Origin of the sequence: Virgibacillus aidingensis (assembly GCF_010994035.1) — a bacterium.
Taxonomy (GTDB): Bacteria; Bacillota; Bacilli; order Bacillales; family Amphibacillaceae; genus Virgibacillus_N.
Genome location: NZ_WIXN01000005.1, coordinates 174,376 through 190,054 on the forward strand (window position 1 = coordinate 174,376; position 15,679 = coordinate 190,054).

Genomic DNA, 15,679 nt, shown 5'->3' on the forward strand with positions numbered 1-15,679 from the left:
TAATACAAGCTATATAAAATTAAAATATTCAATATATTTAAGCCGTATTTATTAAACCGACAAGAAAGGTTGATTGATGTTGAATCTAAGGTATAGCAAAGGAAATGGGATTACAGACTTTTTAATAGAAAACAGAGAAGAATTTGAATCTAAACTGCTGGAAGAACCTAATGTCCGGGAAAAGGTTGAAGAAATACGGGTAGTCGGAAATATAAATTTATTGGAAAATGCACATAAACTTATTTTAATGGTGGTAGAAGAAAAGGAAGAAGAAATTATACAATTTGCCAATCAGGAAGGGATTGCCTGGGCCAATTCTTCATTAACACTTTCTTTTAAGCTGAAATGGGTGCAAAAGATACGAAAAAACCTTTGGACCTTCCTGTATAAATTTGACAGATTTACAGAGGAAAGCTATACCCGTGAAACGTACTATGACTTTGGAAAAAAAATGAATGAATTGCTTGATGAATTTTTGAAGGAGTTTTTTATCACGTATTCCAGTTATAAAGATAGACTGCTCGATGAACAAAAGCAACTGGTTGAAAGTTTATCGGTGCCGATCATTCCTATTTCGCCAAAGATAAGCATTTTGCCGCTCATTGGCACGATGGACAGCTACAGGGCAAATATAGTGGAAGAAAAGGTGTTAGTCGAAATTGGTGCAAAACGGGTACAGACATTAATTATGGATTTATCGGGAATAGCTGATATGGACAGCGAAGCCATTCATTACTTTCTGAAATTATATGACGGTATATCCATGATGGGCTGTCGTTCGGTTATTACTGGCATGCGGCCTGAGGTAGTAAGGAAAATTATTAATTTTGATGAATCATTTGCCCATAATGTGGAAAAAAGGGGGACAGTAGAGCAAGCATTGAATGAACATTTTCGAGCTGGGAGCGATAATAGCCGGAAATACTGATTAGAAATTTGCTTTTGGGGGAAGACTATTAAGCAGGCTGTTATATAAACCTGAATAAAGGCAGATTCCAGGAATTCGCCACATGGAGCGGATACACGCGAGAAGGATTCTGTCTTTCCCGCCTTGTCCAAAAACGATGTATTCTGCTGCGCCGAAAATAATGTGATTCGTGTCATGTATCATTGTTGCATACTTAACCGAATTATGATATAATTCATTTGGAGTATGATAATGGACGCTTAAAGAGTGGGTAAAGACCCACTCTTTCTTAATACTACGAAGCAGCTGCGCCCCCATTCCCTTGCCAAACCTGAGGCAAGGGTTTTATATTGGCAGGCGGGGAAGAATAAATAAATTATAGCCATGTGCAGCAGCATGATAAAACAGGGCTGGGAAAATAAAAATTTCCAAGCTGTTCCGTACTTGAAATGAAAAATACAATGATTGTTTATACTAGTTAATAAATACGTGAATAAAGGAGGATATACGTTTGAGCTCTGTAATTGAAACAACAGAAGCATTAGTTGATCCCATCTTAAGGAAAAGGGATCTGGAGCTGGTTGATGTTGAATATGTGAAAGAAGGAAAGAACTGGTTCTTACGTGTTTATATAGATAAAGCCGGCGGAATTGATATAACGGAATGTGGAGAGGTTTCCGAGGAATTAAGCGAAAAACTGGATGAGAACGATCCGGTTAAGGGCACCTATTACCTTGAAGTTTCTTCACCTGGTGCGGAAAGACCGTTAAAAACGAAAGACGACCTGATTAATAACATTGGCAATAATGTGAATATCAGGCTTTATGAACCAATTAATGGAGAAAAAGAATATGAAGGCAGACTTGCGGATTTTTCAGATAATCTACTTACCGTTGAATACAAAGAAAAAGCAAGGAAAAAAGAAGTCAGTATTCCGTATGAAAAAGTTGCTAAAGCACGGCTGGCTGTTATGCTTTAAAGGGGGAAAAATAAATTGAGCAATCAGTTGTTTGAGGCGATTGATTATTTGGCAGAAGAAAAAGGCATTGATAAAGATATATTATTGGAAGCGTTGGAAGCAGCCCTTATTTCTGCTTACAAAAAGAACTTTAAATCGGCAACAAATGTGAGAATTGAATTAAATGAAGAGACAGGAAAAATGGGTGTGTTTGCAAGAAAGACAGTTGTTGAAGAGGTGGAGGATCACCAGTCGGAAATAAGCCTGGATGAGGCAAAGGAAATAAATCCGAATTATGAGCTGGAAGATGTTCTTGAAATTGAGGTAACACCAAAGGATTTTGGAAGAATTGCTGCACAGGCAGCTAAACAGGTTGTAACACAACGTGTGAGGGAAGCGGAACGCGGAGTTATTTTTTCCGAATACGCTGACCGGGAAGAAGACGTATTAACCGGTATTATACAACGAAAGGATCACCGGTATATATACGTAAATTTAGGTAAAATTGAGGCAAAACTGGCTGAAGCCGAACAAATGCCAACAGAAGAATACCATATTCATGATCGGATTAAAGTGTTTGTAACCAAAGTGGAAAACACGAGCAAAGGACCACAGGTTTATATCTCCAGATCCCATCCAGGACTGTTAAAGCGATTATTCGAAATGGAAGTTCCGGAAATTTACGATGGAATAGTAGAAATCAAGTCTGTAGCACGTGAGGCCGGCGACCGTTCCAAGATATCTGTTTATGCTCCTGACCCGGATATAGATCCGGTCGGTTCCTGCGTAGGCCAAAAAGGCCAGCGGGTTCAAACGATTGTGGATGAATTAAAAGGGGAAAAAATTGATGTAGTGGAATGGTCGGAGGACCCGATAGAGTTTGTTTCCAATGCACTGAGTCCCTCAAAGGTAGTGGATGTGATTGTAAATGAAGAAGATAAAGCAACCACTGTCATTGTTCCTGATTACCAGCTTTCCCTTGCGATCGGAAAACGAGGTCAGAATGCAAGGCTGGCAGCTAAACTGACAGGCTGGAAAATCGATATTAAAAGTGAATCTGAAGCAAAAGAAGAGGGGCTATTGAAAGAAAAAGAGGATGTATTTTTTGATGACAATACAGCTTACCATGAAGAAATTCACGATGAAGATGAAGACCTGTTTCAGTAAGGGGGCATCCCAATGGTAAAAAAGAAAAAAGTTCCACAGAGGAAATGTGTAGTCACCAATGAAATGAAGCCAAAAAAGGATCTGATCCGCGTTGTACGGAATAAAGAAGGGGAAGTATTTGTTGATCCCACCGGAAAAAAGAATGGCCGCGGTGCTTATTTATCAAGGGATCTGAAGGTGATTACAGAAGCAGAAGGTTCAAATATTCTGGATCGGCATCTGAACGCTGAAGTGGATGCATCCGTTTACGAAGAATTAAAACAAATGATCGAAGGGGCCGCCAATGCAAAATAGCTATTTGAATTTGCTTGGACTCGCCAATCGGGCCGGAAAATGTTCCACAGGGGAAAGCACTATTATTAAAGATATTAAAAGCAATAAGGCAAAACTGGTTATATTGGCCGGCGACGCAGGATCACGAACACGAAAAAGAATTACGGATAAATGTAAATCGTATGATGTACCATTTGAGATAGCAGGCGACATAGATACATTGTCACATGCTATTGGAAAACATAAAAGAGTAGCCGTCGCTATTTTAGATGCAGGTTTTGCGGATAAGATAAAGTCGTTGCTCGGGTAACTAATTTCGGGGGTGAACGTATGAGCAAAATGCGTGTATATGAATATGCCAAACAAAACAATACTACTAGTAAAAATGTAATAAATATTTTAAAAGGAATGAATGTGGAAGTATCCAATCACATGTCAACTATTTCCAGTGATACAATAAGGAAACTGGATGAAAAGTTTCATCCTGATACTGTTAAAAAGGAAAGTCCAAAACCCAATAAAACGAAAAAAGAATCCACTAAAGGAAATACTCAATCAAAACAGAAAAATACAAAAAAAGAAGACCGGGGAAAGCAAAAAAACAGCTCAAATCCGAAACAGCAAAATAAACAGACAAAAAATAAAAATAAAAAGCAAAAAGGAAATAAAGGCAATAGAGGAAAAGAAAATAAACAAACTGCGAATCCTGTAAAGGAAACGCCAAAGAAAATCACTTACAGTAATACTTTAACCGTTAGTGACTTAGCGGATAAATTAAATAAAGAAACTGCTGAAATCATTAAAAAGCTTATGTTTCTAGGTGTAATGGCAACGAAGAACCAGGATTTGGATGACGATGCCGTGGAGCTGATCTGTGCAGAATATGATGTTGAAGTTGAAAAAGAAATCATTCTTGAGGATACCGACTTTGATAAATATATTGAGGAAGATGATGAAGCAAACCTGCAGGAAAGACCAGCAGTAGTAACGATTATGGGTCACGTTGACCATGGAAAAACAACCCTTCTTGATTCTATTCGACATACAAAAGTAACTGCAGGGGAAGCAGGGGGAATTACACAGCATATTGGTGCATATCAAGTAGAAAATGAAGGCAAAAAAGTAACATTTCTTGACACACCCGGTCATGCTGCATTCACGAGTATGCGCTCGCGCGGGGCACAAGTAACGGATGTTGCCATTTTGGTTGTAGCTGCCGATGATGGTGTCATGCCGCAGACGGTGGAGGCAATTAACCATGCAAAGGCTGCTGAGGTTCCAATTATCGTAGCTGTAAATAAAATGGACAAAGAAGCTGCCAACCCGGACCGGGTGATGCAGGAGTTGACGGAATATGAACTAATTCCGGAAGACTGGGGCGGAAGCACAATTTTTGTTAATATATCTGCCATAAAAGGGGAAGGTATTGATGAACTGCTTGAAATGATTCTTCTGGTAGCTGAAGTGGAGGAATTGCAGGCTAACCCTAATAACAATGCCTTCGGAACGGTGATAGATGCCCAGCTGGATAAGGGACGCGGCTCGGTTGCCACTTTACTCGTTCAGAATGGGACCCTTCATGTAGGAGATTCAATTGTAGTAGGAAATACCTTCGGCCGGGTAAGGGCTATGGTTAGTGATATAGGTCAGCGCGTAACAACGGCGGGACCTTCTACCCCTGTTGAAATTACCGGGTTAAATGATGTACCGCAGGCGGGGGATCAGTTTCTCGTATTTAAGGATGAGAAAAAAGCAAGACAAATCGGGGAGGCCCGCCAGCAAAAACAAATTCAGGAAAACCGGGGAGAACAATCCAGAGTAAGTCTTGATGATTTATTTGAACAAATTAAACAAGGCGAGATGAAAGAATTAAACATTATTATAAAAGCTGATGTACAAGGTTCAGCAGAAGCACTGGCTTCTTCTTTGCAGAAAATTGATGTAGCCGGGGTGAACATTAAAATTATCCACACGGGAGTAGGAGCTATTAAAGAATCGGATATTATCCTGGCTTCTGCATCAAATGCCATTGTTATTGGTTTTAATGTTCGTCCTGATGTCAATGCGAAAAAAGCTGCCGACTCGGAAAAAGTGGATATCCGCCTTCATCGTGTTATTTATCAGGCTATTGAAGAAATAGAAGCAGCGATGAAAGGTCTGCTTGACCCTGAATTTGAAGAGAAGGTAATCGGCCAGGCGGAAGTAAGGGAAACCTTTAAAGTTTCCAGAATAGGGACAATTGCAGGGAGCTATGTAACAGACGGTAAAATCACAAGGGATTCAGGTGTACGCTTAATCCGTGATGGTGTAGTACAATTTGAAGGGGAAATAGACACATTAAAACGGTTTAAAGACGATGTCAGAGAAGTTGCCCAAAACTATGAATGTGGAATAACCATTAAAAACTTCAATGATATTAAAGAGGGCGATGTTATTGAAGCATTTATCATGGAGGAAATCCAGCGCTGATGATTTATTATGCCGAAGTAGAGTGCATAATGTATGAAGGACATTCATTAAAAGAAAAGAGATCCATTATCAGACGGCTTTTAGCCCGGCTCAAGCAGGACTTGAATGTTGCAGCAGGGGAACTGGATTATCATGATCTATGGCAAAGAACCAAAATCGGTATTGTTACACTGTCAAATGAAAAAAGCCATGCTGAAAAAGTCATTCAGGAAGCATTAAGGATAGTGGATACATTTGCAGAACTTGAAAGAACGATTACAAATGTGGAAGAATTATAGTATGCAAAATCTGCTGACATCGACGTGTTAAATTGAGGTGAGAAATATGGCTGAGTTACGTGCACACAGAGTTGCAGAACAAATGAAAAAAGAGCTGGGGGAAATTCTTACAAGAAAAATCAAAGACCCGAGGGTTGGCTTTGTCACAGTGACAGATGTGGAAGTAACAGGCGACCTGCAGCAGGCAAAAATTTTCATTTCTGTACTTGGGGATGAAAAGGAAAAACAGGATACTTTGCTTGGGCTGTCCAAAGCAAAAGGGTTTATCCGTTCAGAGATTGGTCAGAGAATTCGTCTCAGAAAAACACCCGAGATATATTTTGAATTTGATGAAGCGCTGGAAAGAGGCAACAGAATAGATAAGATCTTGCGCGATCTAAATGAATAGTTTTTTAAATCGAATAGGCAGGGCAAATAATTTAAAGGAATGACCAATACACAACCTGAGATACTGCTATGAAAAGTAATGCGGTTTCCTGGAAAATGCATGCGCATTTTCCAGCAGCTGCAGCACTGCCGGGGTTTTACTTATTCAGCGGGAGCAGTGACGGGCTCTTCAGCATTAATGGCAATTGTGCCAGCTGTAAAAAAGATGTTTTTATGTAGTCTGGATTCTCATGATAAATTATTTTTGCACCAGCCTCTTTTTACATGTAAACGGGAGCTGAAAGTGATGAATGGAATATTGCCTTTGTGGAAGCCAAAAGGGTTAACATCCCATGACTGTGTAATGAAAGTACGTACCTTGTTTAAAACAAAAAAAGCAGGCCATACAGGAACATTGGATCCTGAGGTTGAAGGGGTGCTGCCGATTTGCATTGGACAAGCTACAAAAATTGTACCTTTTCTAACCGATACAAATAAAACATATATTACAAAAGTCAGGCTTGGGAGTGCAACAGATACGGAAGATGCGCACGGAAAGGTAACAGAAGAAATAAAAATCACAAATCCTCCCACTGATAAAGAAATTGAACAGGCACTCAGTTTCTTTACAGGAAGCATAAAGCAGCTGCCCCCAATGTATTCTGCTGTAAAGGTAAATGGAAAAAAGCTGTATGAGTATGCCAGAGAAGGCAAATACGTCAAACGGCCGGTACGTGAAACAGTGATTCATAATATTGAAAGACTTCCTGATGAAAACCCGGATCCATTGTCCTTCAGTTTTGAAGTAATTTGTTCCAAAGGCACATACATAAGAACATTATGTGTTGATATTGGCAAAAAACTCGGGTTTCCGGCACATATGGAAAAGCTGGCAAGAATTAGAACAGGGAGTTTTACAAAGGAAAATTCAGTTACATTTGCTACAATGGAACAAGCAGCGAAAGAACACCGGCATCAGGAATTATTATTGCCAATCATAAAAGGGCTGGAGCATTTAGAACGGTTATACGTGGATGAGCAACTGAAGGAAAAAATACAACATGGTCAAAAATTAAAAAGGCCCGGTGAGATCAAAAAGGATCCAATTGTGTTGACGTACGGTGAAGAAGTATTGGCAATCTATCAGATACATCCGGATCACCCTGAGCAAATTAAACCTCTTCGTGTTTTTCATGGATAAGGAAAAGAGTAGGTGTAGTTTATGAAAATTTTCGAAGTTACATACCCACATTCATTACGGTTGGAGGAACTCCCTGATACAGCAGCCGCTATCGGATTTTTTGACGGCATACATAGGGGACATCGGAAACTGATTCACACTGCAAAGAAAGCTGCAGAAGAAAAACAGATGGAAAGTGCCGTCATTACCTTTCATCCGCATCCATCCGCCGTGTTAAAAAAAGACGTACAGCATGTGGAATATATTACGCCTTTAAAGGAAAAAAAGAAGCTGCTGCAGCAGATGGATGTCGATCGAATGTATATCATTACATTTAACCGGCAGCTTGCCTCCCTGTCTCCCGGGGAGTTTATCAGTCATTTTATTGACGGATTAAATATAAAACATATTGTCGGCGGGTTTGATTATACATTTGGTCATAAGGGCAAAGGAAATATGGAAACGATGAAGACACATGCGGGTAACAGATTTGAAGTGACAGTTATTGATAAAGTGGAAATGAATCAAGAAAAGGTAAGTTCCACAAAAATAAGAGAGCTTATGAAGGAAGGGAAAATAGAGCAGGTCAATGCTTTGCTTAACAGACCTTTATCCATCACCGGCACTGTAGTAAAAGGAGACCAGCGGGGCAGAACAATTGGATACCCGACTGCAAACCTGCAAATACATCCGGATACGCTAATGCCAAAACCCGGTGTATATGCGGTAAAGGCGTTGTATAAAAATGAAGAATATGAAGCAATGGCAAATCTCGGGGTGAAACCAACCTTTACAACAGGGGAAGAAATCCCTTCTCTCGAAGTCCACCTGTTTGATTATAACAACGATATTTATGGAGAAGAATTAAGGATAGAATGGCATCAATATATTCGCGATGAAGTGAGATTTAATGGTGTCGATGAACTTATTACACAGCTTCAAAAAGATGAGCAGCAAATACGGAATTATTTTTCATTATAAAGGTCCCGTTTGGCAATTAAAATAATTATAGGCTGTAATATGACTTGCATTTTTGCCTGAAAAGATGTACGATATTAAACGTAAAACCATCGCGCGGCAAATCGTAACTCCGACGATTGCTGGGGGATTGGGGATTTTAAAAATATCAGGAGGTGAGCCGGATGGCTATCACACAGGAACGTAAAAATGAAATTATTAATGAATACAAAGTTCATGAAAATGATACTGGTTCTCCCGAAGTGCAAATTGCAGTGCTTACGGAGGAAATCACAAAACTGAATGATCATTTACGTGTCCATAAAAAAGACCATCATTCACGCAGAGGTCTGTTGAAAATGGTCGGGAAACGCCGGAATTTATTGAATTATTTACGTAACAAAGACGTTACCCGTTACCGTGAATTGATAAAAAAACTCGGACTACGCCGTTAATTCAAAAAGCAGGAGCAATCCTGCTTTTTTTAGGATGTTCAAAAAATAGAATGGTTAACCAGGTCAACGAGTCCCTTTTTCCGTGTTTTGCGGATTCTTTCATGGTAATATTTATAATGAATTTACATTAATAAAAATAAATTATAAAATGTTAGGTAGATTGAGTTTTGAAAGGAGTCCTAGAACGTATGGCTGAAGAAAAACAATTATTTTCCACCGAAATTGCCGGTAATACTTTTACTGTTGAAATCGGGGAATTAGCAAAGCAGGCTAATGGTGCATGTATGATCCACTACGGAGATACAGCTGTATTATCTACAGCAACAGCATCCAAAGAGCCAAAGGATTTGCCTTTTTTTCCGCTGACTGTCAATTATGAGGAACGCTTATATGCAGTTGGAAAAATTCCCGGCGGTTTTATTAAGAGAGAGGGCAGGCCAAGTGAGAAAGCTATATTATCATCCAGGTTAATTGACCGGCCAATCCGGCCGATGTTTCCGGAAGGGTTTAGAAATGAAGTGCAGGTTATAAGCACGGTAATGAGTGTGGACCAGGACTGTTCCACGGAAATCGCTGCCATGGTCGGATCATCGATTGCGCTGAGCATTTCCGATATTCCTTTTGCCGAACCAATTGCTGGAGTGCATGTTGGCCGTGTGGATGGTGAGTTTATCATTAATCCATCCATTGAACAGGAAGAAAAAAGTGACATTGAACTGACGGTAGCAGGGACAAAAGAGGCTATAAACATGGTTGAAGCAGGTGCAAATGAGGTGCCGGAAGAGGTAATGCTTGAAGCAATCATGTTCGGCCATAAGGAAATTGTTCGACTGGTAGAATTCCAGGAAGAAATTATTAAAGCCTGCGGCAAGGAAAAAATGGAAGTTACCTTGTTTGAAGTAGATGAAGCTTTTGCTGAAAAGGTTGAGAATGAAGCAAAAGAAAAACTGGTTGAAGCAATACAAGTAAAAGAAAAACATGCAAGAGAAGAAGCGATTGATAAAGTAAAAGAAGAAATAATCGAGCAATACGAAGAGGAAGAAGAAGATGTTATAAAACAGGTTAAGACAGTCCTGGATAATATGGTGAAAGAAGAAGTGCGCCGATTAATCACCAAGGACAAGATAAGACCTGACGGCCGCAGAAATGATGAAATACGGTCGTTATCTTCACGCATTAATGTATTGCCAAGAACCCATGGATCCGGTTTATTTACACGTGGACAAACTCAGGCATTAAGTGTTTGTACACTTGGAGCCCTTGGGGATGTACAAATTTTGGACGGGCTTGATCTCGAAGAATCCAAGCGTTTTATGCATCATTATAATTTCCCGCAGTACAGTGTGGGTGAAACGGGTCCAATCAGAGGGCCGGGACGACGCGAAATCGGTCATGGAGCACTGGGTGAACGGGCTTTGGAAAAAGTGGTTCCATCTGATAAGGAATTTCCATATACGATCCGGTTAGTATCGGAAGTGCTGGAGTCGAATGGATCCACATCCCAGGCAAGCATCTGTGCAAGTACGCTTGCCATGATGGATGCAGGAGTGCCAATAAAAGCGCCGGTCGCAGGCATCGCTATGGGACTTGTAAAACAGGATGAGGATTATACGATTTTAACGGACATCCAGGGGATGGAAGATGCACTTGGAGATATGGATTTCAAAGTTGCCGGAACAGCTGAGGGTGTAACTGCATTGCAGATGGATATTAAAATTTCCGGGTTATCAAAAGATATTTTGGAAGAAGCATTAAAGCAGGCTAAAAAAGGCCGGATGCAAATTTTGGATTCCATGCTTGCTACTATTAAAGAGCCAAAGCAGGAACTTTCCGAATACGCCCCTAAAATTCTGACAATGGAAATCAATCCGGATAAAATACGTGATGTGATTGGTCCGAGTGGCAAACAAATAAATCAAATTATTGATGAGACTGGCGTAAAAATTGACATTGAACAGGATGGCAGTGTATTCATTTCTTCCACGGATGCTGAAATGAATAAAAAAGCGAAGAAAATCATTGAAGATCTTGTACGTGAAGTTGAGGTTGGCCAGATGTATCTTGGAAAAGTTAAGCGAATCGAGAAATTTGGCGCATTTGTAGAGCTCTTCAAAGGAAAAGATGGTCTCGTTCATATTTCCGAGTTAGCCGAAAAACGGACGAATAAAGTAGAAGATGTTGTCTCCATCGGGGATGAAATTATGGTTAAGGTAAAGGAAATCGATCATCAGGGAAGAGTAAATCTTTCCCGTAAAGCCGTCTTGCAGGAAGAAAGGAAAAAGATGGAGCAGGCAAAATCATAGGAAGTAAAAATAGAAGCTGGATAGCCAGTTTCTTTTTTATTTTTACCGTACTAAATCATACTTGTCCCTGCCTTTCATAAGATATTAAGGGAGGGATATGTATGTTTCGCTATCAAAACTTAGTTAATTTATTTGTATTTGTGATTATGGTAAGTCTGGTTTTTCAAGCAGGCTATTATCCATACCAAACCATTGAACCTGTCATGTACCAGGAAGCAACCAAACATGAAGATCCGTTATACAGGGAGATTGAGCAAAAAAGTATTGATTTTTCTGCAGAACCTCAGAATGCGTATATAGATGATGTCTGGAAAAAAACTCCCGGCCGCAATGGATTAAAAGTAGATATAAACAAATCCTATAAAAAAATGAAAGAAGAAGGAGTATTTGACGCTTCTTTAATTGTCTATGAGGAAATCAAGCCGGAAATTACCCTGGCAGATCTTCCGGCTGCACCCATTTACCGGGGGAACCCGGAGAAAGACATGGTGGCTTTTTTAATTAATGTTTCCTGGGGCACAGAGCATATCCCCGCCATACTGAATACGCTGAAAGAGCAACAGGTAAAAGCAACTTTTTTTATTGATGGTAAATGGGCGCAGTCAAATTCTGATTATGTTAAAATGATTGATGAACAAGGTCATTTAATAGGAAACCATGCCTATAATCATCCCGATATGGCAAGGCTGTCAAACCAGCAGGTGTTGGAGCAAATAACGCAAACTAATGAAATCATTAAAGCGATTACCGGGAAATCCCCAAAATGGTTTGCTCCGCCGAGCGGCAGTTTTAATGATCATGTAGTTCAATCTGCACATAATCTTGATATGCAGACAATACTTTGGACAGTTGATACAATAGACTGGAAAAACCCTTCAGTTCCTGTCATGGTGGACCGTGTAAAAAATAAAATTCACCCTGGGGCAACTGTTTTAATGCATCCCACCCCTTCAATAGCCGACGGGCTGGACGCCATTATAGCATTGATTAAAGATGCCGGTTATAAAATCGGCACAATTGAAAACCTGATAAGTGAAGAGAGGTAAGCGTAATCACTTAATAGGAGTCATCTTATTATTAATATGTGATACACATTTTAGGAGGCAAAAGATTGATACAAAAACATACAAGCCCAAATGGACTTCGGATAGTCCAGGAACAAATTCCATCTGTAAGATCCGTTACGATCGGCATATGGGTTTTAACGGGATCACGCAATGAAACGAAATTAAATAATGGGATTTCCCATTTCCTGGAGCATATGTTCTTTAAAGGCACCGATTCCAGGTCAGCACAGGACATCGCCGAAGCTTTTGATTCGATAGGCGGACAGGTGAATGCATTTACTTCAAAAGAATATACTTGCTACTATGCAAAAGTACTTGATACACATAAGGAACTTGCTTTGGAAATTCTTGCTGATATGTTCTTTAACTCTTCTTTTGATGAAGAAGAGATGGAAAGGGAGAAAAAAGTAGTATATGAAGAAATAAAAATGTATGAAGATACGCCGGATGATATTGTCCATGATCTATTGGCCAGGGCATCTTATGGCGAACACCCGCTGGGCTACCCTATTTTGGGTACGGAAGAACAATTGAAAAAGTTTACGCCGGACACACTCAGAAATTATATTAGAGAGCGTTATACGCCTGAAAATATCGTTATATCCGTAGCGGGCAATGTGGATGAATCGTTTATCAGTTCCATTGAAAGTCATTTCGGTTCATATCAATCAAAACATGATCCGGCTTCCATTACAAAACCATCTTTTTTAGCTCAGAATATAGAAAAGAATAAAGATACAGAGCAGGCACATTTATGTCTTGGCTTTGATGGACTGTCCATCGGCAATGAAAATATTTACAGCTTGATCATTATGAATAATGTACTTGGCGGCAGCATGAGTTCCCGGTTATTTCAAGACATAAGGGAAAAACAGGGCCTGGCCTATGCAGTCTTTTCCTACCACTCATCTTTTTTGGATAATGGTCTGTTGACGATTTATGCAGGAACCGGCAATAAACAGCTGCCATTACTAAGAGAGACAATTGATGAGACGATAAATACATTAATAGACGGCGGCCTGACAGACAAAGAATTACAAAACAGCAAAGAGCAGTTAAAAGGAAACTTTATGCTCAGTCTGGAGAGCACAAATAGCCGGATGAGCCGTAACGGAAAGAACGAACTGCTCCTTAAAAGGCACCGCACCCTTGATGAAACGATCGAGGAAATTGATGCCGTATCCCATGATTCGATAAATAAAATAATTAAAGCTGTATTTGACAGGCCATCTTCCGAAGCATTAATTGCACCATAACAAATTATATTGGGTGAGTTATCATTAACTCCGGTTATAAATAACAAACCTTGATCATAATCTTTTTAATAGGATAAATGGCGGGGGTTTGGATATATGCGATATAAAGATATGAGCGGAAAAGAAATTGTTAATGTAAACAAAGGGTCAAGGCTCGGTATATTGGGGCAAACCGATCTCGAAATTAATGAGAAAACAGGGAAAATCGAAGCGTTTGTTATTCCAAATTATAAGTGGTTTGGATTAAAAAAAGAAGGGGAGGAAACAAAAATACGCTGGGAGTCCATACGTAAAATTGGAGAAGATATGATTATCATTGATGCAGATGAATTCGAATAGAAACTGATTCAAAAAGGCTGGTATCCACGTGATATCAGCCTTTTTGCAAGGTTTTTGCCAACTACTTATCACTAACAGCCTACAACCACATAAGCTATAAAGAAGTAAGTGATAAAAGGAAGTGCAAGTTTGGAGGGTGTTTAACCATAATGAATCAATTAATTGCTGTCATAGGAGGGGACGCACGCTACCTGGAATTAATCAGACAGCTGCAATCACTTTCAGACACAACAATTATACTTGTAGGCTTTGAAAGACTAGAACAAGGATTTACTGGTCTAAAACAAATGGAGTTTCACGAATTAAATCCCGCAGAACTTGATGCTGTCATATTGCCGATCACCGGAACAGATTCAGGAGGCAACGTGGAAACAGTGTTTTCAGACCAGCCAATAAAGATTGAAAAAGAATGGTTTCAGAAGCTAAATAAATCAGCATTTATTTTTACCGGAAATACGAGTGCTTATTTAAATGCAGCCGCAAAGGAAGCAAATGTAAAGTTAATTCCTTTATTAAACAGGGATGACGTGGCCATATATAATTCCATTCCGACTGCAGAAGGAACAATTATGATGGCAATTGAACATACAGATTACACCATTCATGGCTCACGCGTTATCGTTGCCGGATTTGGCAGAGTGGGAAATACGGTCGCAAATAAGTTTTCTGCACTGGGAGCTAAAGTATCCGTGAGTGCAAGCAATATAAAAGACCTGGCCAGAATCTCCGAAATGGGTTTAACTGCTATCCCTTTAGATGAACTCCACCGTTTTACAAATAATTGTGATTTATTAATTAATACAATTCCCGATAAAATTATAACCAAAAATGAAATAAAGCATTTACCTTCACACGCATTAATTTTTGATCTGGCTTCCAAACCGGGCGGAACAGATTTTGATTATGCAGAAAAACGCGGGATAAAAGCTATTTTGGCAAAAAGTTTACCGGGAATTGTGGCTCCCAAAACAGCAGGAAAAATACTTGCTGATGTGATTAAACAATTTTTAAGTAAATAAATCATTTATTTTTAAAACAGGAAGGGGTTTTAAATGATGAGTTTAGAAGGTAAAAGAATCGGGTTCGGCATTACGGCTTCCCACTGCACGTATGAGGAAGTTTTTCCGCAGCTGGAAAAACTGATGGAACTAAAAGCGGAAGTAGTGCCTGTGGTAACGTATACAGTCCAAAATACTGACACAAAATTCGGCAAAGCAGCAGATCATATTAAAAAAATTGAAACCATCACAGGAAAAAAAGTCATTGATAATATGCCTGATGCCGAACCGCTGGGACCTGAATACCCATTGGATTGCATGGTAATTGCCCCGTTAACAGGAAACTCGATGAGCAAATTTGCCAATGCCCAGACTGATAGCCCAGTCCTCATGGCGGCAAAGGCAACCATGAGAAATGGCCGGCCGGTTGTACTTGGTATTTCCACAAATGATGCATTAGGTCTCAATGGCGTAAATTTAATGCGGCTCATGGCAACCAAATTAATTTATTTCATCCCGTTTGGACAGGATAATCCATATAAAAAGCCAAATTCACTGGTGGCAAAAATGGACTTATTAAGCGATACAGTAGAGGAAGCACTCCAATTTAACCAACTTCAGCCTGTAATTGTTCCGCATATGCAGCAGAGTATGATAGAATAGAAAATTATAAGAACAAAATGTAATTTTATATAAGGTGGGAACA

General features: G+C 39.6%; 17 protein-coding genes. All 17 read left to right on the plus strand.

The genetic code is table 11. From position 1 onward, the window contains the following. Positions 1-76 precede the first annotated feature (76 nt). The 17 genes from GHD25_RS06125 to dpaB all read left to right on the plus strand — a co-directional run bounded on the left by GHD25_RS06125 (position 77) and on the right by dpaB (position 15,636). Entirely contained in the window at positions 77-928 is an 852-nt protein-coding gene (locus GHD25_RS06125; RefSeq protein WP_164215490.1) for an STAS domain-containing protein, read from the plus strand. A 490-nt stretch (positions 929-1,418) separates the two neighbouring features. Beyond that, the gene (gene rimP / locus GHD25_RS06130; RefSeq protein ID WP_164215491.1) at positions 1,419-1,886 is read left to right on the plus strand and encodes a ribosome maturation factor RimP; all 468 of its coding nucleotides are present in this window, start codon (positions 1,419-1,421) and stop codon (positions 1,884-1,886) included. 15 nt (positions 1,887-1,901) lie between these two features. Then, positions 1,902-3,032: a transcription termination factor NusA gene (nusA, locus tag GHD25_RS06135; RefSeq protein ID WP_164215492.1), complete on the plus strand. Its 1,131-nt coding sequence runs from the start codon at positions 1,902-1,904 to the stop codon at positions 3,030-3,032. A 12-nt stretch (positions 3,033-3,044) separates the two neighbouring features. Beyond that, the gene (gene rnpM / locus GHD25_RS06140) at positions 3,045-3,326 is read left to right on the plus strand and encodes an RNase P modulator RnpM (RefSeq protein WP_164215493.1); all 282 of its coding nucleotides are present in this window, start codon (positions 3,045-3,047) and stop codon (positions 3,324-3,326) included. Then, on the plus strand, positions 3,316-3,615 hold the full coding sequence (locus tag GHD25_RS06145) for a YlxQ family RNA-binding protein (protein WP_164215494.1): 300 nt from the start codon (positions 3,316-3,318) through the stop codon (positions 3,613-3,615). Before rnpM ends, GHD25_RS06145 begins: the two co-directional genes overlap by 11 nt. A gap of 20 nt (positions 3,616-3,635) precedes the next feature. Continuing rightward, positions 3,636-5,774, plus strand: coding sequence for a translation initiation factor IF-2 (gene infB / locus GHD25_RS06150; protein WP_164215495.1), 2,139 nt, complete (start codon positions 3,636-3,638; stop codon positions 5,772-5,774). Next, positions 5,774-6,052 carry a DUF503 domain-containing protein gene (locus GHD25_RS06155; RefSeq protein ID WP_164215496.1) on the plus strand — a complete coding sequence of 93 codons (279 nt, stop codon included), beginning with the start codon at positions 5,774-5,776 and terminating at the stop codon, positions 6,050-6,052. Before infB ends, GHD25_RS06155 begins: the two co-directional genes overlap by 1 nt. Positions 6,053-6,098: 46 nt before the next feature. Next, a complete protein-coding gene (rbfA, locus tag GHD25_RS06160) occupies positions 6,099-6,440 on the plus strand; it encodes a 30S ribosome-binding factor RbfA (RefSeq protein WP_164215497.1) in 342 nt (113 codons plus the stop codon). Between the two features lie 285 nt (positions 6,441-6,725). Then, positions 6,726-7,619 carry a tRNA pseudouridine(55) synthase TruB gene (gene truB / locus GHD25_RS06165; RefSeq protein ID WP_164215498.1) on the plus strand — a complete coding sequence of 298 codons (894 nt, stop codon included), beginning with the start codon at positions 6,726-6,728 and terminating at the stop codon, positions 7,617-7,619. A 21-nt stretch (positions 7,620-7,640) separates the two neighbouring features. After that, on the plus strand, positions 7,641-8,579 hold the full coding sequence (gene ribF, locus GHD25_RS06170; protein ID WP_164215499.1) for a riboflavin biosynthesis protein RibF: 939 nt from the start codon (positions 7,641-7,643) through the stop codon (positions 8,577-8,579). 161 nt (positions 8,580-8,740) lie between these two features. Continuing rightward, entirely contained in the window at positions 8,741-9,010 is a 270-nt protein-coding gene (rpsO, locus tag GHD25_RS06175) for a 30S ribosomal protein S15 (RefSeq protein WP_164215500.1), read from the plus strand. 188 nt (positions 9,011-9,198) lie between these two features. Further along, positions 9,199-11,313 carry a polyribonucleotide nucleotidyltransferase gene (gene pnp, locus GHD25_RS06180; RefSeq protein WP_164215501.1) on the plus strand — a complete coding sequence of 705 codons (2,115 nt, stop codon included), beginning with the start codon at positions 9,199-9,201 and terminating at the stop codon, positions 11,311-11,313. A gap of 101 nt (positions 11,314-11,414) precedes the next feature. Then, the gene (locus GHD25_RS06185; RefSeq protein WP_164215502.1) at positions 11,415-12,359 is read left to right on the plus strand and encodes a polysaccharide deacetylase family protein; all 945 of its coding nucleotides are present in this window, start codon (positions 11,415-11,417) and stop codon (positions 12,357-12,359) included. Between the two features lie 65 nt (positions 12,360-12,424). Beyond that, positions 12,425-13,636 carry a M16 family metallopeptidase gene (locus tag GHD25_RS06190; protein ID WP_164215503.1) on the plus strand — a complete coding sequence of 404 codons (1,212 nt, stop codon included), beginning with the start codon at positions 12,425-12,427 and terminating at the stop codon, positions 13,634-13,636. A 96-nt stretch (positions 13,637-13,732) separates the two neighbouring features. Beyond that, positions 13,733-13,975 carry a YlmC/YmxH family sporulation protein gene (locus tag GHD25_RS06195; RefSeq protein ID WP_164215504.1) on the plus strand — a complete coding sequence of 81 codons (243 nt, stop codon included), beginning with the start codon at positions 13,733-13,735 and terminating at the stop codon, positions 13,973-13,975. A 149-nt stretch (positions 13,976-14,124) separates the two neighbouring features. Further along, the gene (dpaA, locus tag GHD25_RS06200) at positions 14,125-14,994 is read left to right on the plus strand and encodes a dipicolinic acid synthetase subunit A (protein WP_164215505.1); all 870 of its coding nucleotides are present in this window, start codon (positions 14,125-14,127) and stop codon (positions 14,992-14,994) included. A gap of 36 nt (positions 14,995-15,030) precedes the next feature. Further along, complete coding sequence (gene dpaB, locus GHD25_RS06205) at positions 15,031-15,636, plus strand: dipicolinate synthase subunit B (protein WP_164215506.1); 606 nt, start codon at positions 15,031-15,033, stop codon at positions 15,634-15,636. The last annotated feature ends 43 nt before the right edge of the window (positions 15,637-15,679 follow it).

Bases quoted from the DNA above. Each gene is read 5' to 3' on its own strand.
- GHD25_RS06125 (WP_164215490.1), top strand. From the start codon at position 77: ATGTTGAATCTAAGGTATAGCAAAGGAAATGGGATTACAGACTTTTTA.
- rnpM (WP_164215493.1), top strand. From the start codon at position 3,045: ATGGTAAAAAAGAAAAAAGTTCCACAGAGGAAATGTGTAGTCACCAAT.
- GHD25_RS06145 (WP_164215494.1), top strand. From the start codon at position 3,316: ATGCAAAATAGCTATTTGAATTTGCTTGGACTCGCCAATCGGGCCGGA.
- infB (WP_164215495.1), top strand. From the start codon at position 3,636: ATGAGCAAAATGCGTGTATATGAATATGCCAAACAAAACAATACTACT.
- GHD25_RS06155 (WP_164215496.1), top strand. From the start codon at position 5,774: ATGATTTATTATGCCGAAGTAGAGTGCATAATGTATGAAGGACATTCA.
- rbfA (WP_164215497.1), top strand. From the start codon at position 6,099: ATGGCTGAGTTACGTGCACACAGAGTTGCAGAACAAATGAAAAAAGAG.
- truB (WP_164215498.1), top strand. From the start codon at position 6,726: ATGAATGGAATATTGCCTTTGTGGAAGCCAAAAGGGTTAACATCCCAT.
- ribF (WP_164215499.1), top strand. From the start codon at position 7,641: ATGAAAATTTTCGAAGTTACATACCCACATTCATTACGGTTGGAGGAA.
- rpsO (WP_164215500.1), top strand. From the start codon at position 8,741: ATGGCTATCACACAGGAACGTAAAAATGAAATTATTAATGAATACAAA.
- pnp (WP_164215501.1), top strand. From the start codon at position 9,199: ATGGCTGAAGAAAAACAATTATTTTCCACCGAAATTGCCGGTAATACT.
- GHD25_RS06185 (WP_164215502.1), top strand. From the start codon at position 11,415: ATGTTTCGCTATCAAAACTTAGTTAATTTATTTGTATTTGTGATTATG.
- GHD25_RS06195 (WP_164215504.1), top strand. From the start codon at position 13,733: ATGCGATATAAAGATATGAGCGGAAAAGAAATTGTTAATGTAAACAAA.
- dpaA (WP_164215505.1), top strand. From the start codon at position 14,125: ATGAATCAATTAATTGCTGTCATAGGAGGGGACGCACGCTACCTGGAA.
- dpaB (WP_164215506.1), top strand. From the start codon at position 15,031: ATGAGTTTAGAAGGTAAAAGAATCGGGTTCGGCATTACGGCTTCCCAC.